At 46.7% G+C, this 17,644-nt stretch carries 12 protein-coding genes; 5 read left to right on the top strand and 7 right to left on the bottom strand.

The features are described from left to right. Window positions 1-40: 40 nt before the first annotated feature. Window positions 41-1,018, top strand: a complete 978-nt coding sequence (locus ED312_RS15175) for a LuxE/PaaK family acyltransferase (protein WP_123216871.1) — start codon at window positions 41-43, stop codon at window positions 1,016-1,018. A gap of 116 nt (window positions 1,019-1,134) precedes the next feature. Here the strand turns inward: ED312_RS15175 and tyrS are convergent, their stop codons facing one another. After that, window positions 1,135-2,436 carry a tyrosine--tRNA ligase gene (gene tyrS, locus ED312_RS15170; protein WP_123216870.1) on the bottom strand — a complete coding sequence of 434 codons (1,302 nt, stop codon included), beginning with the start codon at window positions 2,434-2,436 and terminating at the stop codon, window positions 1,135-1,137. 262 nt (window positions 2,437-2,698) lie between these two features. Between tyrS and ED312_RS15165 the strand changes: the two genes are divergently transcribed. Further along, window positions 2,699-3,721, top strand: coding sequence for an NAD-dependent epimerase/dehydratase family protein (locus tag ED312_RS15165; protein WP_123216869.1), 1,023 nt, complete (start codon window positions 2,699-2,701; stop codon window positions 3,719-3,721). Here the strand turns inward: ED312_RS15165 and ade are convergent. The 3 genes from ade to ED312_RS15150 all read right to left on the bottom strand — a co-directional run bounded on the left by ade (window position 3,711) and on the right by ED312_RS15150 (window position 12,229). Continuing rightward, the gene (gene ade / locus ED312_RS15160) at window positions 3,711-5,342 is read right to left on the bottom strand and encodes an adenine deaminase (protein WP_123216868.1); all 1,632 of its coding nucleotides are present in this window, start codon (window positions 5,340-5,342) and stop codon (window positions 3,711-3,713) included. The two genes, ED312_RS15165 and ade, sit on opposite strands and share 11 nt — an antisense overlap. Window positions 5,343-5,405: 63 nt before the next feature. Continuing rightward, window positions 5,406-10,952, bottom strand: a complete 5,547-nt coding sequence (locus tag ED312_RS15155) for an alpha-2-macroglobulin family protein (RefSeq protein ID WP_123216867.1) — start codon at window positions 10,950-10,952, stop codon at window positions 5,406-5,408. A gap of 197 nt (window positions 10,953-11,149) precedes the next feature. Next, entirely contained in the window at window positions 11,150-12,229 is a 1,080-nt protein-coding gene (locus ED312_RS15150; protein ID WP_123216866.1) for an isoaspartyl peptidase/L-asparaginase family protein, read from the bottom strand. A gap of 406 nt (window positions 12,230-12,635) precedes the next feature. Between ED312_RS15150 and ED312_RS15145 the strand changes: the two genes are divergently transcribed. Next, window positions 12,636-13,169 (top strand): 3-hydroxyanthranilate 3,4-dioxygenase, encoded by a 534-nt coding sequence (locus tag ED312_RS15145; RefSeq protein ID WP_123216865.1) that lies wholly within the window; start codon window positions 12,636-12,638, stop codon window positions 13,167-13,169. Between the two features lies 1 nt (window position 13,170). Here ED312_RS15145 and ED312_RS15140 read toward each other — a convergent pair whose 3' ends face one another. Then, entirely contained in the window at window positions 13,171-13,389 is a 219-nt protein-coding gene (locus ED312_RS15140) for a hypothetical protein (protein ID WP_123216864.1), read from the bottom strand. Between the two features lie 300 nt (window positions 13,390-13,689). Here ED312_RS15140 and amaB point away from each other — a divergent pair, with 300 nt between their 5' ends. Together amaB and ED312_RS15130 are read left to right on the top strand one after the other, a co-directional pair. Then, window positions 13,690-15,243: an L-piperidine-6-carboxylate dehydrogenase gene (gene amaB / locus ED312_RS15135; RefSeq protein WP_123216863.1), complete on the top strand. Its 1,554-nt coding sequence runs from the start codon at window positions 13,690-13,692 to the stop codon at window positions 15,241-15,243. Window positions 15,244-15,316: 73 nt separating this feature from the next. After that, window positions 15,317-15,781: a copper resistance protein NlpE gene (locus ED312_RS15130; RefSeq protein ID WP_170164532.1), complete on the top strand. Its 465-nt coding sequence runs from the start codon at window positions 15,317-15,319 to the stop codon at window positions 15,779-15,781. Window positions 15,782-15,833: 52 nt separating this feature from the next. On the opposite strand, the gene ED312_RS15125 is transcribed toward ED312_RS15130, so the two are convergent. Both ED312_RS15125 and ED312_RS15120 read right to left on the bottom strand, forming a co-directional pair. Continuing rightward, window positions 15,834-16,244 (bottom strand): DUF4296 domain-containing protein, encoded by a 411-nt coding sequence (locus tag ED312_RS15125; RefSeq protein ID WP_123216861.1) that lies wholly within the window; start codon window positions 16,242-16,244, stop codon window positions 15,834-15,836. Between the two features lie 14 nt (window positions 16,245-16,258). Beyond that, entirely contained in the window at window positions 16,259-17,590 is a 1,332-nt protein-coding gene (locus tag ED312_RS15120; RefSeq protein ID WP_123216860.1) for a dihydroorotase, read from the bottom strand. Window positions 17,591-17,644 lie beyond the last annotated feature (54 nt).

Raw genomic sequence — 17,644 nt, 5'->3', positions numbered from 1 at the left:
TGCTTATCCGGTTTTTGCAGGTAAAGTACAATGTCGCAGAATGGAAGATAATGCTGTTTTTAATATAACCGATGATGCGGATTTCGAAGCAGTTACACTTCGCGTGTTCCGGCATCAGTACCTGAATAATGCGGTGTACCGGAAATTCTGTGATCTTTTGGGTCGTAAACCCGGAAAGATACTATCGGTGGAAGAAATCCCTTTTCTGCCCATATCATTTTTTAAAACGCATTCCATAGTCGCTTCCGAAGACACTCCCGAAGAAATATTTACCAGCAGCGGTACTACCGGGATGAGTACCAGCAAACATTATGTTACCGACAGGAGTGTATACGAACGAAGTTTTTTAAGTGCATTTGAGGGCTTTTACGGGAACGTTAAGGATTATGTGATACTTGCCCTGTTACCGTCTTATCTGGAGCGTCAGGGCTCTTCCCTGATCTATATGGTAGACGATCTTATACAAAGGTCAGCCGACAAAGACAGTGGTTTTTACCTGCATGACCTGGATGCTTTGGGTAGTAAACTGGAAGAACTGGATAAAACCGGCAAAAAAATACTGCTTATAGGTGTTTCGTTTGCTTTGCTGGACCTTGTGGAAAGCCGTGAATTTCGACTGAAAAATACGGTTATCATGGAGACGGGAGGAATGAAAGGCAGGAGAAAAGAACTCATCCGCGAGGAGTTGCACCGGATATTGTGCCGGGGCTTTGGCGTGTCGGCAATACACAGCGAATACGGGATGACCGAGTTGTTATCGCAGGCATATTCCTCCGGAAACGGCAGTTTTAAGTGTCCTCCCTGGATGAAGGTCATTATCAGGGACCCGGAAGATGCGCTTTCTTTGCAGCCCGTGGATAAAACAGGGGGGATCAATATTATAGACCTTGCCAATATAAATTCCTGTTCCTTTATTGCCACACAGGACCTGGGCAAAATACATGCTGACGGCACTTTTGAAGTATTGGGCAGATTTGATAATTCAGATATACGGGGGTGCAACCTTATGGTAATGTAGCTATAGTTTTGAAGTCCGGTAGTTTTGGAGTTGGCATAGTGGCATATCCAAGACCGTAAAACCATCAAAAAAAACAGGGGCAGAAAGCCCCCTTTTTTAATTACCGTATCTAACATCTAAACCTTAACCAACACAAAATAGTTCTTCTTACCACGCTGAAGTAAAACAAACTTATCGTTGATGAGGTCTTTATCCGTAATCGTGTAGCCTTCGTTTACCTTTTCTTTGTTCAGGGAGATGGAATTTTCCTTGAGTGCACGCCTCGCTTCGCCGTTGGATTTCAAAAAGCCGGACTTTTCGCTTAGCGCACCGATGATGTCCAGTCCCGCTTCTATGACAGAAGCCGCGATTTCTGCCTGAGGGACCCCGTCAAATACGTCGAGAAAGGTTTTTTCGTCGAGGGCTTTCAAATCTTCCGAAGAACTTTTGCCAAAAAGTATTTCCGAGGCTTTTATGGCTTTTTCCAGTTCTTCCTTTCCGTGTACAAAGGTGGTGATCTCTTCCGCCAGCCTGCGCTGTAAAACACGCGTATGAGGCGCTTCTTTATGCTCGGCAATAAGTCCGTCTATGGTTTCTTTATCCAGAAACGTAAATATCCTGATGTACTTTTCCGCATCTTCATCCGAGGTGTTCAGCCAGAACTGGTAGAACTTGTAAGGCGAAGTTTTTTCAGGGTCGAGCCAAACGTTCCCACCTTCTGTTTTTCCGAATTTGGAGCCGTCTGCCTTGGTAATAAGCGGACAGGTCAGCGCATAAGCCTTGGCGCTGTCATCACTCATTCTGCGGATCAGTTCCGTACCGGTGGTAATATTTCCCCACTGGTCGGAGCCACCCATTTGCAACAGGCAGTTATGGGTCTTGTATAAATGGTAAAAATCGTATCCCTGGATGAGCTGGTAGGTGAATTCCGTAAACGACATGCCTGCGCCGGAATCCGAACTCAACCGTTTTTTAACGGAATCTTTAGCCATCATGTAGTTGACGGTAATGCGCTTACCTACATCACGGGCAAAACCGATAAAGGAAAAGTCCTTCATCCAGTCATAATTGTTTACCAGTAAAGCCGCATTGGGCAGGTCCGGATTAAAATCCAGTAATTTGGATAATTGTGCCTTGATACCTGCGATATTATTTTGCAGCGTGTCTTCATCCAGAAGATTGCGCTCTTCGGATTTCATGGAAGGGTCACCGATCATTCCGGTGGCACCACCCATAAGAACAACGGGGCGATGGCCTGCAAGCTGAAAGTGACGGAGCATCATAACGCTCACCAGGTGCCCTATGTGCAGGGAATCCGCAGTTGGGTCTATACCCACGTAAGCAGAGGCAGGTTCCTTGTTAAGCTGTTCTTCCGTTCCCGGCATAATATCGTGGATCATCCCTCTCCAACGCAGTTCTTCAACAAAATTTTTGACCATGTCTTCTTCCTTTTTTGGTAAACAAGCGCAAATTTACAATAAATAGGCAATTGAGGATGCCATACCGACTATTTTGTAGATGGGGCAAACCTCATCTGTGTAAGGAAAATGGGATTATGGGGGGGAAGGAGGGGAATGTGAGAAGGAGAGAGCTAACCTGCAATCTGAACCGTACGTCATTTATAATTTTATGATGCGTTTGTCCTGATTTTGTAGCGCCGTATCCGGATGAGGTCTCCGTAAAATATATATCTTTGAAGCTATGATTTTAGTCACCGGAGGAACGGGGCTTGTCGGGTCCCGTTTGTTATACGCATTAACCCGAAAGGAAGAGAAAATACGGGCCGTTTACAGGAAAGGCAGTGATGTTGATGCTGTGGCCGCCATGTTTTCCGGTTCTGCAGAAGACAGGGTACGGTTTGACCGTATCGAGTGGGTGGAAGCCGATATCATCGATGTTCCTGCATTTTCGGATGCCTTTAGCGGCATTAGTCATGTATATCATGCGGCGGCACTCATTTCCTTTGACCCGTCGGACTATACGGCTCTGAAGAAGATCAATACGGAAGGGACGGCCAATGTGGTAAACCTGTGCCTGGTGCACGGGGTGAAAAAAATGTGCTATGTCAGTTCCGTAGCCACCCTGGGAAAGAGTATTGGAGGAGCCCTGATTACGGAAGAAACCCATTGGAATACCGAGTCGGAAAACAACGTCTATGCGATCACCAAATACGGAGCGGAAATGGAAGTATGGCGGGGAAGCCAGGAAGGCCTGGAAGTAGTGATCGTAAACCCGGGCATCGTACTGGGGGTGCCGCCGGGTAAAAAAGGGTGGGAGAAAGGAAGCGGAAAACTCTTCCGGCAGGTATACAAGGGCATAGATTATTATACACACGGTGTTACCGGTTATGTGGATGTTGAAGATGTGGTTGCCATTCTGATTGGACTCATGGACAGCGGGGTGAAAAATGAAAGGTTCATAGCTGTGGCTGAAAATCTCAGTTTTAAAGAAGTGCTGACCATGGTTGCGGCTTCGGTAGGTAAAAAGGCTCCCCGCAAAGAAGTGCCCGCATGGGCCTTCAAATGGTTATGGCGGCTGGACTGGCTGAAAAGTAAAATCACAGGCCGAAAAAGGAAGTTAAGCAGGCTGATGGCTGCGACGGCAACAGCAAAAAACCTGTATAGCAGTGCAAAGATCAGGGAAGAGCTCGTGCTGGAATTCAAACCGCTTTCCCGGACCATAGAGCATGCAGGGAAAGAATATCTTTCCGCGATCAGGGAATAAATAATCCGGTAAATGCAAATTTCTGCCCGTCAAACAACCCTTTATCGCTCAGTTTCAGGTCGGGGATAACAAGCAAGGCCATAAAACTCAGGGTCATAAATGGTGATTGCAGCGAGGCTCCCATGGATTTTGCCATGGTATCAATAGCGGTATAGGCTTTTGCAACTTCATATCCGTCATCCGCGGACATAATTCCCCCGACAGCAAGGGGAAGGAGCAGGTGTTCCCCTGTTCGGACAGCAGATATTCCTCCTTTACTTTCCATGATGAGGTTTACCGCTTTTGCCAGGGAAGCATCATCCGTTCCGACAGCAATAATATTATGTGAATCATGGGCGACGGAAGAGGCTATAGCACCTTCTTTCAGACCGAAGTTCCGGATGAAGGCCACGGCAGGAGAAGCTTCTTCATAACGGTTTACCACTGCAATTTTCAGTATGTCGTTTTCTGTGTCCGGGATGACGTAGCCCTCTTTTACTTTTGCGGGAAAAACCGTTTCGGAAGTAATGAGTTCCCCGTCCCTGGCCTCGATGATACGGATGTGTTGTCCTTTCGCTTTTACGGCAAAATCGACAGGAGTTTTCAAGGAGGACCGGAAGTTATTTATAGTACTGTTTTCCGCACGCGGAATCAGGGTCTTTCCGTTTTTGGCTACTATTTCTCCATCGATATAAGTTTCCAGTACTTCGAATGTTTCCAGGTCTTTCACTACAATAAAATCGGCGGGATCCCCCTCCCTTAACTTTCCTACCCGCATATGGTAATGGTCAACAGGGTTCAGGCATGCTGCTTTCAGTACGTGGAAAAGGTCTTTCCCCTTAGCTATGGCACGTGCTACAAGCCGGTTTATATGTCCGTCTACCAGGTTATCCGGATGCTTGTCGTCCGAACAGAACATAATATGGTCGGCATGCGTATCGATCAGGTCTATAAGAGCTTCGAAGTTTTTGGCGGCACTGCCTTCGCGTATGGCTATTTTCATACCGTGCCTTAATTTGTCCAGGGCTTCCGGGGCAGTGAAGCATTCATGGTCGGTGGAAATACCTGCGGAGATGTATTTTTCCGCGAGTTCTCCCCGAAGACCGGGGGCGTGCCCGTCTACGGGCTTGCCGTATTTTTGCGCCACAGCTATTTTCTGCATGACCTCGGGGTCGCGTTGTACGACCCCCGGCCAGTTCATCATTTCGGCCAGGTAAACAATATCTTCCCTGGCCAGCAGCGTATCAATGTCTTTTGCGGTTATTTCCGCCCCTGTGGTCTCAAAAGGTGTGGCAGGGACACAGGAAGGTGCGCCGAAATAAAATTTGAAAGGGACTTTCTGTCCGTTGGCAATCATGTATTGTATTCCGTTCATACCACATACATTCGCTATCTCATGCGGATCGGATACTGTGGCTACCGTACCATGTACTACGGCAATACGGGCAAATTCCGAAGGGATCAGCATGGAAGATTCTATATGTACATGAGCATCTATGAAGCCCGGAAGAATATAGACTTCCGGGGCTGTTTCTATTTTCTTTACTGAGATAATTTCTTTGTCCCGTATGCGTATTTCCGCCGGAAATATATTCCTGTCCGGGATATCTACGAATTGTCCGGTAATGGTCTTTGCCTGCATTTTCGCAATTGGATTTGGTTAGAAATATAAGGAAAAACCACTAAAAAGAAAGCGTTGAGGCTGTTATTGCACAACCTCAACCCACTGTCCTTTTGTCCTTACCCGGTAATCGTTGTCATACATGGCTTCGCATTGTATTCCGGGCAGGTAATACCTGCCGAGATAGGAGGCATTGACCAATACACGGAAAGTCTTGGTCTTATGCGCGTCCAGATCAAAATAGAAATTGGCCCTGTCATCCCGCAGATCGGTATAGGTTGCTTCATTCGCCGTACTCTGAAAGCCTCCGAAATCGGTAAAACGGGTATTCACAATTTCCCAACCGCTCGGGAATATGTGAGAGAGTGCTATGTTCTTAAGGTTTTCTCCTTTTTGATTGGTAATGCTCACTTCGGCAATAAAATTGGTTCCCTGGGGTAGCGTAGAAACATCCAGTACTTTTCCGTCCCTGCCTTTATAAGTAATTTTTGCGGAGAAGTTCTGCTGCTCGGCGAGTTCCTGTCCCACCGGTAAAATACCGTTGTTCAGCACCCGTACAAAAACGGTGTTTTCCTTGTTGTTTTTGAGATGAATGAGATTGTTTCCTTCCTTAATACCGAGATTTCTTTCTGCCAGGGTAAGAGCGGTATTCAACGAAGAAGATTTTCCGTTTACCTCGTAGCTTACATCGATACCTTTACCTCCGATGTAGCCGGCGAATTTGGCCATGGCCAACAGGCTGTATGCCGTACTCTGTGTACTCATCCATCGGTCTGTGTTCAGGCTTTTTGCGATAACGCCAGCCATTTCCTGTGCCCGCACCTTATCGTCGAGCAATAACAGGGTTTCCAGGGCCAGGGCACGGTTTCTTTCGGTAGATCCGTACGTATGGTAATCGTATTTCACCGGCTTGAAATCTATATTGGCCCCTGCAAATATATCTTTTGCCGCATTTTTCTGGCCGATAAGCGCATAGGCAGCCGCCAGGCGGTGTTTCGCCTCATTAGAGATGTCGGGTGTTTCGCGTAGCCTGTTCATGGAAGAGACATCCGCATTTTCGGCGAGGGCCAGGGTATAGAGCCTGTAGGCCTGGGCAAGATCGGAACTTTGGCCGGACTGCCGCCATTGTTTCGCGGCCTGTTTCTGGTAATTTATCCAGCTGTTCTTAAAACCAATGGGTAGTACATACCCTTTTTTCTCGGCTTCCAGAAGGAAATGCCCGGCATAGGAAGACCCCCAGTCGTTCGCATAGTTCTGGCCGCTCCAATAGGAAAAGCCGCCATTCGGTAACTGATAGCCCCCGAGACGCCGTATCGCCCGTTCCACATTTTTCTGGATCTCCTGTTTTTTGTTTGCCGTAAGATCAAAGATGTCGGACAGGAACAACTGCGGGAAAACGGCTGAGGTAACCTGTTCCACACATCCGTGCGGGTAACGAATGAGGTATTGCATACGGCCGTTGAAGTTTATCGGCGGCAGGGTGGAAAATTCGATATTTGCCGTATTGCTGCCGGCTACACCGAAAGTTTCCAGAGATATTTCACCGGAACTTCCCGGTTCCAGTACCAGGTCCCGGACAGAAGTGGTTACCGGGTTAGGGTTTACCACATCTATTTCAACGCCATAAGAAGCTTTTTCGCCATTGCCCGAAGCAGCAACCTCTACTTTGCCGATGCCTTCAAAATCCGATATTTCCAATTCGAAATAAGCCATTTTTTCATCTGGACGGTCAAAAGAGACGGTTTGTGAAGACGCACCTACAACGCGGAAGGCCTTGTTGTCCTTTACCTGTACGGTTACGTTCTTCACCTTGTCTTCCATGGCAAATACGGTGACGGGCAACGTCACCTTCTCTCCCGGCGTTATTTTTCTTGGCAGTGATGCCAGTACCATGAGCGGTTTACGCACCGGTGTGGTCTTTTCCGTGCTGCCGTAAGCTCCGGTATCCGCATCTCCGGCCACGATCATTGTTCTTACGGAACCGATATATTTCGGGATGTGTATTTCGTGAGAACGCGTTTGTGTTTTATTGAGGGTAAAGGGTCCGAGGTAGACTACCATGGGCTTAAACCGGTTGGCCTTTTTGTTTTTGGCCCCGGCCAGTTCTTCATCACCCCCTATGCTGAATACCTGGTCTATCCGCCCTCCGAAAGCACCTATGACATCGTCATAGATATCCCATGTCTTTACACCCAATGCTTCCCTTGCAAAGAAAGATTCCCGGGCATCCGGGGTTTTAAAACGCGTAAGGTCCAGGAGCCCATCGTCAACAACCGCTATAGTATAGGTCATGGGTTTGCCTTGTTTTTCCCTTACTTTAACTGTAACGGTCTCTTCCGGCCGCAATACATCGGGCATGGCAACCTGTGGTTCCAGTTTGGTTGCCGGATCTTCTACGGTAACGGGCACCACGCCATATAAACGTATGGGAAGATCGTTAGCCGTGGAGGCATGAGGTTGTAACAGGGAAATGTGAATATACACATTCGGTGTATAAAGGGCCTCTATGGGCAGTTCGAAACGGGTTTCCCCGTCCTGGGCTTCCACCCACATGGAATGCAATACTTCGGTACCGTTTTCTACGGTAACCAGGGCACGTCCGCCGGCACTTCCGGGGAAAGTAACAACGGCTTTTTCGCCGACTTCGTAGTTTTTCTTATCGGTAGAGAACACCAGCATGGTGGCGGAAGAAGGATCGTTTTTCATAGATTTTCCCGCCCATCCCGGCCAGTCGATATAAACAGTCTTTCCGGTGGCATGGCCTCCGTCCGGATCTTCTACATGAACCAGGTAACGGCCCCATTCCGGGTATTTCAGCTCGAACTCGAAAGCGGCTTTTCCGTCGGTACCGGTATTAAGGGTCCGGGAAAACACATTTTCCCGCTGGTTGCTCCCCGTATATGAAGAAAGGTTGTCTTCTGAGGTATCCCACCACCAGCGCCAGCTGACCTTGTAAATATTAACCTTCAGCCCTTTTACGGCTTTGGGATTTCCCTTTTCGTCAACCGAAACCACCTCAAAACGGTGTTTGGTATCCGTGAGTAGCATTCCGCGGGTTTTGTCTCCTTTCGGTGTATTGAGCCCTATATAAGTGCTGTAAGGGGAATAGGTCTTCGTAAAGACATCCGTACTGAAATCGCCTCCCGTTTCGTATACTTTGGTAATAAAAGAAGCCTGTAACATTCCCGGAGCCTGTTTTTCCAGTTGGGGTTTCAGCGAAAAAGAGGCTTTCCCTTCCGTATCGATCTTACCGTCAAAAACCGTTTGTTCTTCAGACCCGAAAGACCTGGAAGGATCGTTAAAAGTATATCCCGGGAACTGTTTGAAACTGGTATTTTGCGGCTGGAACCTGGCCTGGATGTCCGCTTTCAGGTTCCTGGCAACCGCCCCGTGCAGCCAGGCGACTTCGAGAGTGCCGTTTACCGGTTTGGAGCCGGAGAGTATGTCTTCGGCAAAGTCGGCTTTGATCTTCAGCCGGTTGGGCTTGATGGTTTCTATACGTATGCTTTTGCTGAAAACGGCACCACCTACAGATACCTGTGCCTGCCAGTTCCCGGTGGGGGCATTCTGGTCGGTGGGGGTTATGAAGGTATAGAAATTATTCACTCCGCTGTTGTGCACTTCTTTACGGGTAATTTTTCCGTAGGGGTCGCGCAGTTCGAATTTCACGGGGTGCCCGGCAGGGAGTTTATTGGCCTTATCGTTCAGGATGAAGGACAGGAATAAGGTGTCTCCGGGACGCCATACACCGCGTTCGCCGTAGATGTATCCCTTGATGCCTTTTTGCAGTTTCACGCCGGAAACATCGAATTTACTTACCGAAAGTACATTGCCGTCATTCAGTTTGACATAGGTTTTCTGCTTGCCTTTTTCGGCAATGGCAAAATAAGCAGGAAGGGTAGCATCGTACATGGCAAATCCGTTCTTGTCGGTTACCACCGTAGCTACTTCCTGTTGCTGGAAATTGTAGAAGGTAACTTTGGTCTCTCCTTCCGGTTTGGCGGAGATAAGGTTGGTGACACTGACAAAATACGATTCGTTATCCCCTTTTTTAACTGTTACCCCCAGGTCGGAAGCCAGTACGTTAACAGCCACTTTCTTGTCCCTGTAGTAGGACGTGTGGCATGGATTTTCCCTTTCGCGCCAGTCGTAGGTGTAATCGTAGTAGTAATCTTCATAATAATAATATCCTTCTGCATTATCCCAGTAACTGGTTTCCTTCTCTTCGTCATAATCTTCTTCCGCATCCGTTTCTTCTTCCGGAAAGTTGGTCTGGTCGCATTTGAAAGTACTGTAAGAAGGCTTGTAGCGGAATTCCACCCGGTATATGGCACCCGGATCGGGATTGATCAGTTCGCGAAGGTCCAGGGCATAAGCATGCCATTTACCATCTGCTGCAGTAAGGCTGCCGCTAAGATTAATGGTCTTTTTGGCAATGGGACGGGCAACCGTACGCAGGTCGCCTTCCCCGCTGAGGTTCTGGTACTGGAGAAACTGTAAGATGTTGTTCTGGAATATTTTGATAACCGATACATCCACGGCATTGAGGTTTACCGCTTCGAAATTTATTTTCAGGTTGTTGGAAGACGGCAGAATGGTACCGCTTTGCAGCATTCTTACTTCCGGCTTCAGTTGTTCGAAGGCGATCTGTTCCGAGAAAACCTGCTTCAGCTTGTAATCATCCACATTCTGGATTCCCTGGAATACTTCGAGAGATTTTACACCCTTAAGTTCGTTCTGGGGGTATACTTTCAGGACGTTTCCTTCTATCGAAAATTTAAGACTTCCCGCATCCTGAATGCTTACCAGCCCGTTAAAGTTCTGGTTTTTCTTCAGCGGATCGGAAAAATTGATCTCTACGTATGGCTTTTCCGTTCCGGCGACATTCACTTCCATAACGGTAAAGTTGTTTTTGCCGGGAATGAGGATTTCTCCTTCACCTTCGGAATCTATGCCATTGCTTCTTCCGTTCCAGTTTAGCTTCACCTTGGAGTCTTCTTCCATTCGCCGTATGCTGTCAACCTTAAAGCGGAAAAGCGTGTTGGTCTCCGTAGTGTTGTAGAACTTAACAGAAAGGGGTTTACCTTCCTGGGAAGCCTGTACCAGTTTTCCGGCAGTTTCGGCCGATAACTGGTCGCTGCTGCGAATCGTACCTTCCACATATTGCCAGCTGCGGTCGTAGGATTGTATCTGTTCTGTAGTAACGTTGAATTGTTGTTTGATGGTTTTTACTTTAAAACGGAAGAGGCGAAGCTCTTTGGGAACATCGTCAACGATATCTTCCAGGCGCAGGGTAACTTCGTATTCCGTGTCCTGTTTTAACGGGGAGTCCGGGACAAAAGCTATGGTCTGGTTGTTCAGGGCTACTACCTTACCGTTGGTTTTGGGAGATACCCGTATGAGATCGTCCGGGAGTTCTTTGTTGACATCCCACCCGGAAACCGGTTCGCGGAGCATTATTTTCACATCGGAATGTGCGGAAATGATCCCTTGCGAAACATCCGAAATGTATTCCCGGTATTTATGCAGGTTGGATATTTGTTCCTGTATGTCCTGTTTCTGGTCCTTATCCTTGCAGGAGAACAAGAAAAGAAGGACGATAGCGGGTAAGAATAATCTTTTTAATCGCATACTGGTCTCTTATTAGGTTTGGCTGCCCGTGACGGCATTATTTTTATCGTACGAAAGGATTCCGTAAAACTATCTTCAATACTTGGGATGGTTCCTTTTCCTGTTTTCCTGCTTTTTACTTCTATAAAGTTATAATGGGTGTGTATATCCTATTATTACTTTATAATCAGGCAATTACATGACAATGGCACAAGCGTTTAGTTATTGTAGATCCCTATGTACAGGTCTCCATTGGCGTTCATACTTGCCCGGTACATTCCGGCCGTATTAAATTCCATAACCATATTACCATCGCGATCCACGGCAATAATGCCACCGTCTCCACCAAGTTCCGGCAGTTTTTCCTGGATAACTTCCCGGGAAGCTTCCTGAAGGGAAAGGCCTTTGTATTCCATAAGCGCGGAAATATCATAGGCAACCATTCCCCTTATAAAGAACTCTCCCCATCCTGTGGAAGATACGGCACAGGTCTGGTTATTGGCATAAGTGCCCGCCCCTATGATAGGCGAATCTCCGACACGCCCCCATCGTTTATTGGTCATTCCTCCCGTGGAAGTGGCTGCTGCCAGGTTGCCATTTTTATCCAGGGCTACGCAACCGACTGTTCCGAACTTGGAATCCCTGATGTAAGGGTCGTAAAAAGCCGTTTTTTCATCGTGATCCAGTTCGGTTTTTTCCTTGTCTTTTATCCGTTCCAGTGCCTTCATACGTTGTTCCGTATAAAAATAGGAGGGGTCTACGATTTCAAGTCCCTGTTCCCTGGCAAAGGATTCTGCTCCTTTGCGTGCCAGCATGACATGTTCGGATTTTTCCATTACGGCACGAGCGAGGTCAATGGGGTTTTTTACGGTAGTGACCCCGGCAACGGCACCTGCATTTCGTGTTTTTCCATCCATTATGGAAGCATCGAGTTCATTCTTCCCTTCGTTGGTAAAAACCGCTCCTTTTCCCGCATTGAACAAGGGGGAATTTTCCATGACGTTGACGGTCTTCTGTACGGCATCCAGTCCGGAACCGCCGTTTTTGAGGATGTCATAGCCAGTCCTTATGGCTTTTTCCAGGACTTTGCGATATTCCGCTTCCCTTTCCGGGGTCATGTTTTTTTTCAGAATGGTCCCTGCCCCGCCATGTATGACTATAGCAAAATGCTCTCCTTCTGGCCTGGAAGCGGTCTCCGGATTTTTTACCGTGGTCTCCGGGGACTCTTTGCATGCTGTGGCAAAACATAACAACCCTAAGAAATAAAAGATTGTACGGGTAATGGTTTTTCTGATCATTTCCTGAATAGTTAGTTTTAGAAAATAAATTTAATAAAAATACCCGGCTAATGTTAAAAATAAAGCACTTTCCGTTAAACCTGCCTACGTGGTGCAGACAGGTTTTCGGAAAGCCTGACTAACTAATCCTGTATTCCGGGAATACCGGTTTACGGAAAAACAAAACCCTTACCCAAAACTACGACAGCGCCCGGTTCGGGGAAATCCCGGGAATCGGGTATTTTTCATGTCGGAAAAATCAGAAGAAGATGTTCTTTCATAACAATGGAAATCCTTAAATTTAAGGCTTTGTTAGGAGCGGGACCGAAAACGGACAAGCAGGAAGCCATTTTGCAATGGCTTTCCGTGAACATACTTTTTTCAACCGCATGAATTTATGCCATAGTAAAATACAAATAAACCGGAGATGAGCATCAAAAAGCCTTTTAACCTTTTGCAGTGGATAGAAGATCACAGGGAACTTTTAAAACCCCCGGTAGGGAATAAAAACCTGTATGTGGATTCGGATGATTATATCGTGATGGTCGTTGCGGGGCCCAATGCGCGTAAAGATTATCACTACAATGAAACCGAAGAGTTCTTTTACCAGATAGAAGGGAGTATAAAAATTATCGTTCAGGAAGACGGTCAGCGGAAGGAAATGGAACTGCGAGCAGGAGATATTTACCTGAACCCGGCTGGGGTACCGCACAGTCCTGTCCGCAGCGAAGGGTCCATCGGCCTCGTTATAGAACGAAAACGGGCAGGGAAAAATTTCACGGACGGACTGTTATGGTACTGCGATAACTGTAACCATAAACTTCACGAAGTATATTTTGAACTGCATGACATAGAAAAGGATTTCCTGCCGCATTTCAGAAAGTTTTACAATTCCGAAGAACTGCGTACCTGTGAGCAGTGCGGTACTGTAATGGATACCGACCCGCGATTTACGGGATGATTTATGTGGTTTTCCGGCTTATCATTACAATTCCGGCGATAAGACAAATTACGCCTCCGCCCAGATAGGCATAAGCGGTATTTTTGGTAGAAGTGTCTTCCGCTTTGATTTCAAAATCGCCGATTTCGAGGCCGCTTTCGCTATCTCCCAGTTTATTTATACCCATATATCCTGCCGCGAGCCCGGCAACGATAAGAATAATTGCAATGACTTTTTTCATAATCGGATGTTTTTGTGTCTGTATGTTATAAAGTTAATAAAAAATTACACATAAAACAGAGAAATAGTTATAATGATCCCCCGCTGTCTGTTTGTTTTATATCCTGGATTGCCCGGGTGTTTCTCTTTTCAAAGCGCCTGAGGACCTCTGTCTTTTGCCGGTAACGGTGTAAATTTTGCAAAAACAGGTTCCGATAAGAAGGGATTTTGCACACAGGATTTTATTTTTTAACTTCTTACGGAGAAAATAATAATTTGTAACTTCGTGAAAATTTAACAAACCAAGTAAAAAAAGTTATAAATGTCATTAGTTGCTACCGATTTTGGAATAGATAAAAGCCTCAGGGCATTGGGATTGACCGATGTTAATAACGGAACTTCTACGGGAAAGAACTTTTTCGGAAGCGGGGATCTCATAGCTTCGTACTCTCCGGTTGATGGGGCGCTTATTGGTAAAATAAGTACCACCACACGTGAAGATTACGAAAAAGTGATTACCGCTGCTACTGAAGGTTTTAAAATCTGGCGGACAATGCCTTCACCACAACGAGGCGAGATCGTACGCCAGTTTAATGATGAATTACGCCGTTTGAAAGAGCCCCTCGGAAAGCTTGTGTCCTACGAAATGGGAAAATCCTACCAGGAAGGCCTGGGCGAGGTTCAGGAAATGATAGATATCTGTGATTTTGCGGTGGGATTATCCCGACAGTTACACGGGCTTACCATGCATTCCGAAAGGCCGGGCCACCGGATGTATGAGCAGTATCATCCTCTGGGGGTAGTAGGTATTATTTCCGCATTTAATTTCCCTGTTGCCGTATGGAGCTGGAACACGGCCCTGGCTTGGGTATGTGGTGATACCTGTATCTGGAAAGGTTCCGAAAAAACACCCTTGACCTCGGTAGCATGTCAGAATATTGCAGCGAGGGTATTTGCCGAAAACGGGCTTCCCGAGGGCATATCCTGTCTGATTACGGGCGACTATACCGTGGGTGAGATGATGACACACGACGAGCGCGTTCCGCTTATTTCTGCCACAGGATCTATTCGTATGGGCAAAATAGTAGCGCAGGCCGTGGCGGCACGTCTCGGAAAATCCCTGCTGGAGCTCGGAGGTAATAATGCCATTATCGTAACCCCGGATGCAAACATCAGGAATACGGTTATAGGAGCGGTTTTCGGCGCTGTAGGTACCTGTGGACAGCGATGTACTTCTACACGTCGCCTGATCGTTCATGAAAAAGTTTATGATAAGGTTAAAAACGCTATTACAGATGCCTATAAGCAGCTCCGTATAGGAAATCCGTTGGACGAGAAAAACCATGTAGGGCCGCTTATCGATAAAGATGCCGTAGCCAATTACCTTCACGCGCTTAAAAAAGTGGAGGAAGAAGGAGGTAAAATCCTGGTAGAGGGAGGCGTACTGAAAGGAGAAGGTTATGAGAGCGGATGTTATGTAAAACCTGCTATTGCGGAAGCGGAAAACCATTTTGAAATTGTTCAGCAGGAAACCTTTGCTCCCGTACTTTACCTGTTGAAATACAGCGGTGACCTGGAAAATGCCATCCGTTTGCAGAATGGAGTAAAACAAGGGTTATCATCGGCTATAATGACCAATAACCTGCGTGAAGCGGAAAGATTTTTGTCCGTGGAAGGATCCGACTGTGGTATTGCCAACGTAAATATAGGGACCAGCGGTGCGGAAATAGGAGGTGCTTTCGGAGGCGAAAAAGAAACCGGAGGCGGACGCGAATCGGGTTCGGATGCATGGAAAGTATATATGCGGAGACAAACCAACACCATCAATTACACCACCGAACTTCCACTTGCCCAGGGAATTAAATTTGACCTATAGTTTTTTCGGGAAACCCGACCCCGGTTTCCCGAAAGTAGTGTTTATATCAATTAACAACGCAAATTCACTGAACATGAAAAAAGTAGTTTTAAGTGCTGTGGTTATTATGGGGGTAATGGTGCTCCTGGTATCCTGCAAGGATAAGGAAAAACAGTCTTCAGAAAGCGTGGGGACAGAACAGGTAACAGAAGAAGAACCCGAAGTTCCGGATATGCACAATGCGGCAAATTCCCTGGATTTCGAAGGCGTCTACGAGGGTGTTATTCCCTGTGCGGACTGTGAAGGAATAAAACTCACTGTTACCATCAATGAAGACGGTACATTTAAAGAGGAGAACGAATACCTGGGAGTAGCAGAAGAAAACACTTTTTCGAATGAAGGAACATGGGATATAGAGGAAAGTACCATCACCTTTACGCCCGAGGCAGGAAATCCTCATAAATACTTTGTCGGGGAAGGTTTTATTAAGCTCCTTGACCTGGAAGGAAATGAAATAGAAAGTGATCTTTCGGAAATGTTTATCCTGAAAAAGAAATAATAAGGCTTATAGCCATATAAAAGCGTTGTAGGTAATAAATACGACGCTTTTTTTATTGTGTTTCTTCTTCTTTGGCTCGTTTTGCTTCCCCGGAATTTCCGGTTTTTCTCTCTTCTTCCCGGGCTTTATCCTGTGCCTCTTTCATTTCCTTCAGCTTCTTTTCCACTTCTTTGTACATGGCCGCATACTCGGCGGGTTTTGAAGCGTAATAGGTATTGCTTTCCGCAAACTGAAGACTGTCTACCTGGTGTTTTTGATAAATGTAAGTATCCGGAATAACCTTGTTTTCTTTGAGCACATCCATACCAATACCCCTGGCGGCATTGACCAGGGCCACATCCAGCAGGATCTCCGTCATTTGGCTTTTGGGGATGAGATTTTCCGGTTTTTCCACGGATCTTTTTTTGCACGATGCAACGCTCAGTAGCATGATCGTAAAGATGAATATATGCCTTGGCTTCATTTTTTTCTCTTTTTCTAGCGATTGAATTCCAGCCGCTTTACATTCCGGTACGCGGAGAATTTTCCGTTGTTATATGCCAGGTTACCGTTTACAAAAGTATGTGTTATTGCCGACTGGAAGGTAGTTCCTTCAAAGGGAGACCAGCCGCATTTATATAAGACATTATCCCTGCTTACGGTTTGCGGGCTGTTGAGGTCCGCCAGTACCAGGTCTGCGAAATACCCTTCCCTGATAAACCCTCTCTGTTTTATCCGGAAAAGGATAGCCGGATTATGGCTCATTTTTTCGACCATCTTTTCCAGTGAGATCTTTCCCTTGTTACAGGCTTCCAGCATGGCAACCATGGCGTGTTGTACCAGCGGGCCACCGGAAGGAGCCTGGGTATAGATGTTTTGCTTTTCTTTGAGGGTATGAGGTGCGTGGTCCGTTGCGATAACGTCAATACGATCGTCCAGCAATGCCTGCCACAAACCTTTGCGGTCCGCAGGTGTTTTTACAGCGGGGTTCCACTTGATAAAGGTCCCTTTTCTGTCGTAATCGTCATCACAAAACCAGAGGTGGTGTATACATACTTCGGCGGTGATCTTTTTTTTGCGAAGTGGGATGTCATTGCGGAAAAGTCCGGTTTCTTTCGCCGTAGAGAGGTGAAAAACGTGCAGTCTGGCACCGGTTTTTTCGGCGAGTGCAACAGCACGGGAAGAAGACAGGTAGCAGGCTTCTTCACTGCGTATGGCAGGGTGGTATTTGATAGGTATGTCGTCGCCGTAAGCGGCTTTATACTTCTCCAGGTTGTGCTTTATGGTGGTCTCGTCTTCACAATGGGCAGAGATCAGCAGATCGGTGTTGGAAAAGATATTTTCCAGCACTTTTTCGTCATCCACCAGCATGTTCCCGGTAGAAGACCCCAGGAAAAGCTTCAGTCCCGCACAGGATTTCGGATCAACCCGGAGTATTTCCTCCAGGTTGTCATTCGTACCGCCAAACATAAACGAGTAATTGGCGGAAGAGGTATTGGCAGCAATACCGAACTTTTCTTCCAGTTTTTCTATGGTTGTGGTCTGCGGACTGGTATTGGGCATTTCTATGAAGGAGGTTATTCCTCCCGCAATGGCAGCCCTGCTTTCGGTTTCTATGGTTGCCTTATGGGTAAGGCCCGGTTCGCGAAAATGCACCTGGTCATCAATGGCACCGGGAAAAAGATATTTTCCCCCGGCATCAATTACCGTACAATCCGTAGCGGAGATATTTTTATCGATTTTGGCAATGATCTCGTTTTCAATTAAAATATCCGTTTCGAATTTCCGGAATTCATTTACCGCAACGGCGTTCTTGATCAGTGTTTTCATGGAGTCTCTGTTTTACAACTTTCCGGGAAACGGCCCGGAAAACGGCTGCACTTT

The sequence above is a fragment of the Sinomicrobium pectinilyticum genome (assembly GCF_003725735.1).
GTDB classification, from domain to species: Bacteria; Bacteroidota; Bacteroidia; order Flavobacteriales; family Flavobacteriaceae; genus Sinomicrobium; species Sinomicrobium pectinilyticum.
Note: the sequence above shows the minus strand (reverse complement) of the source record. Positions and strands in the feature narration are given on the sequence as shown.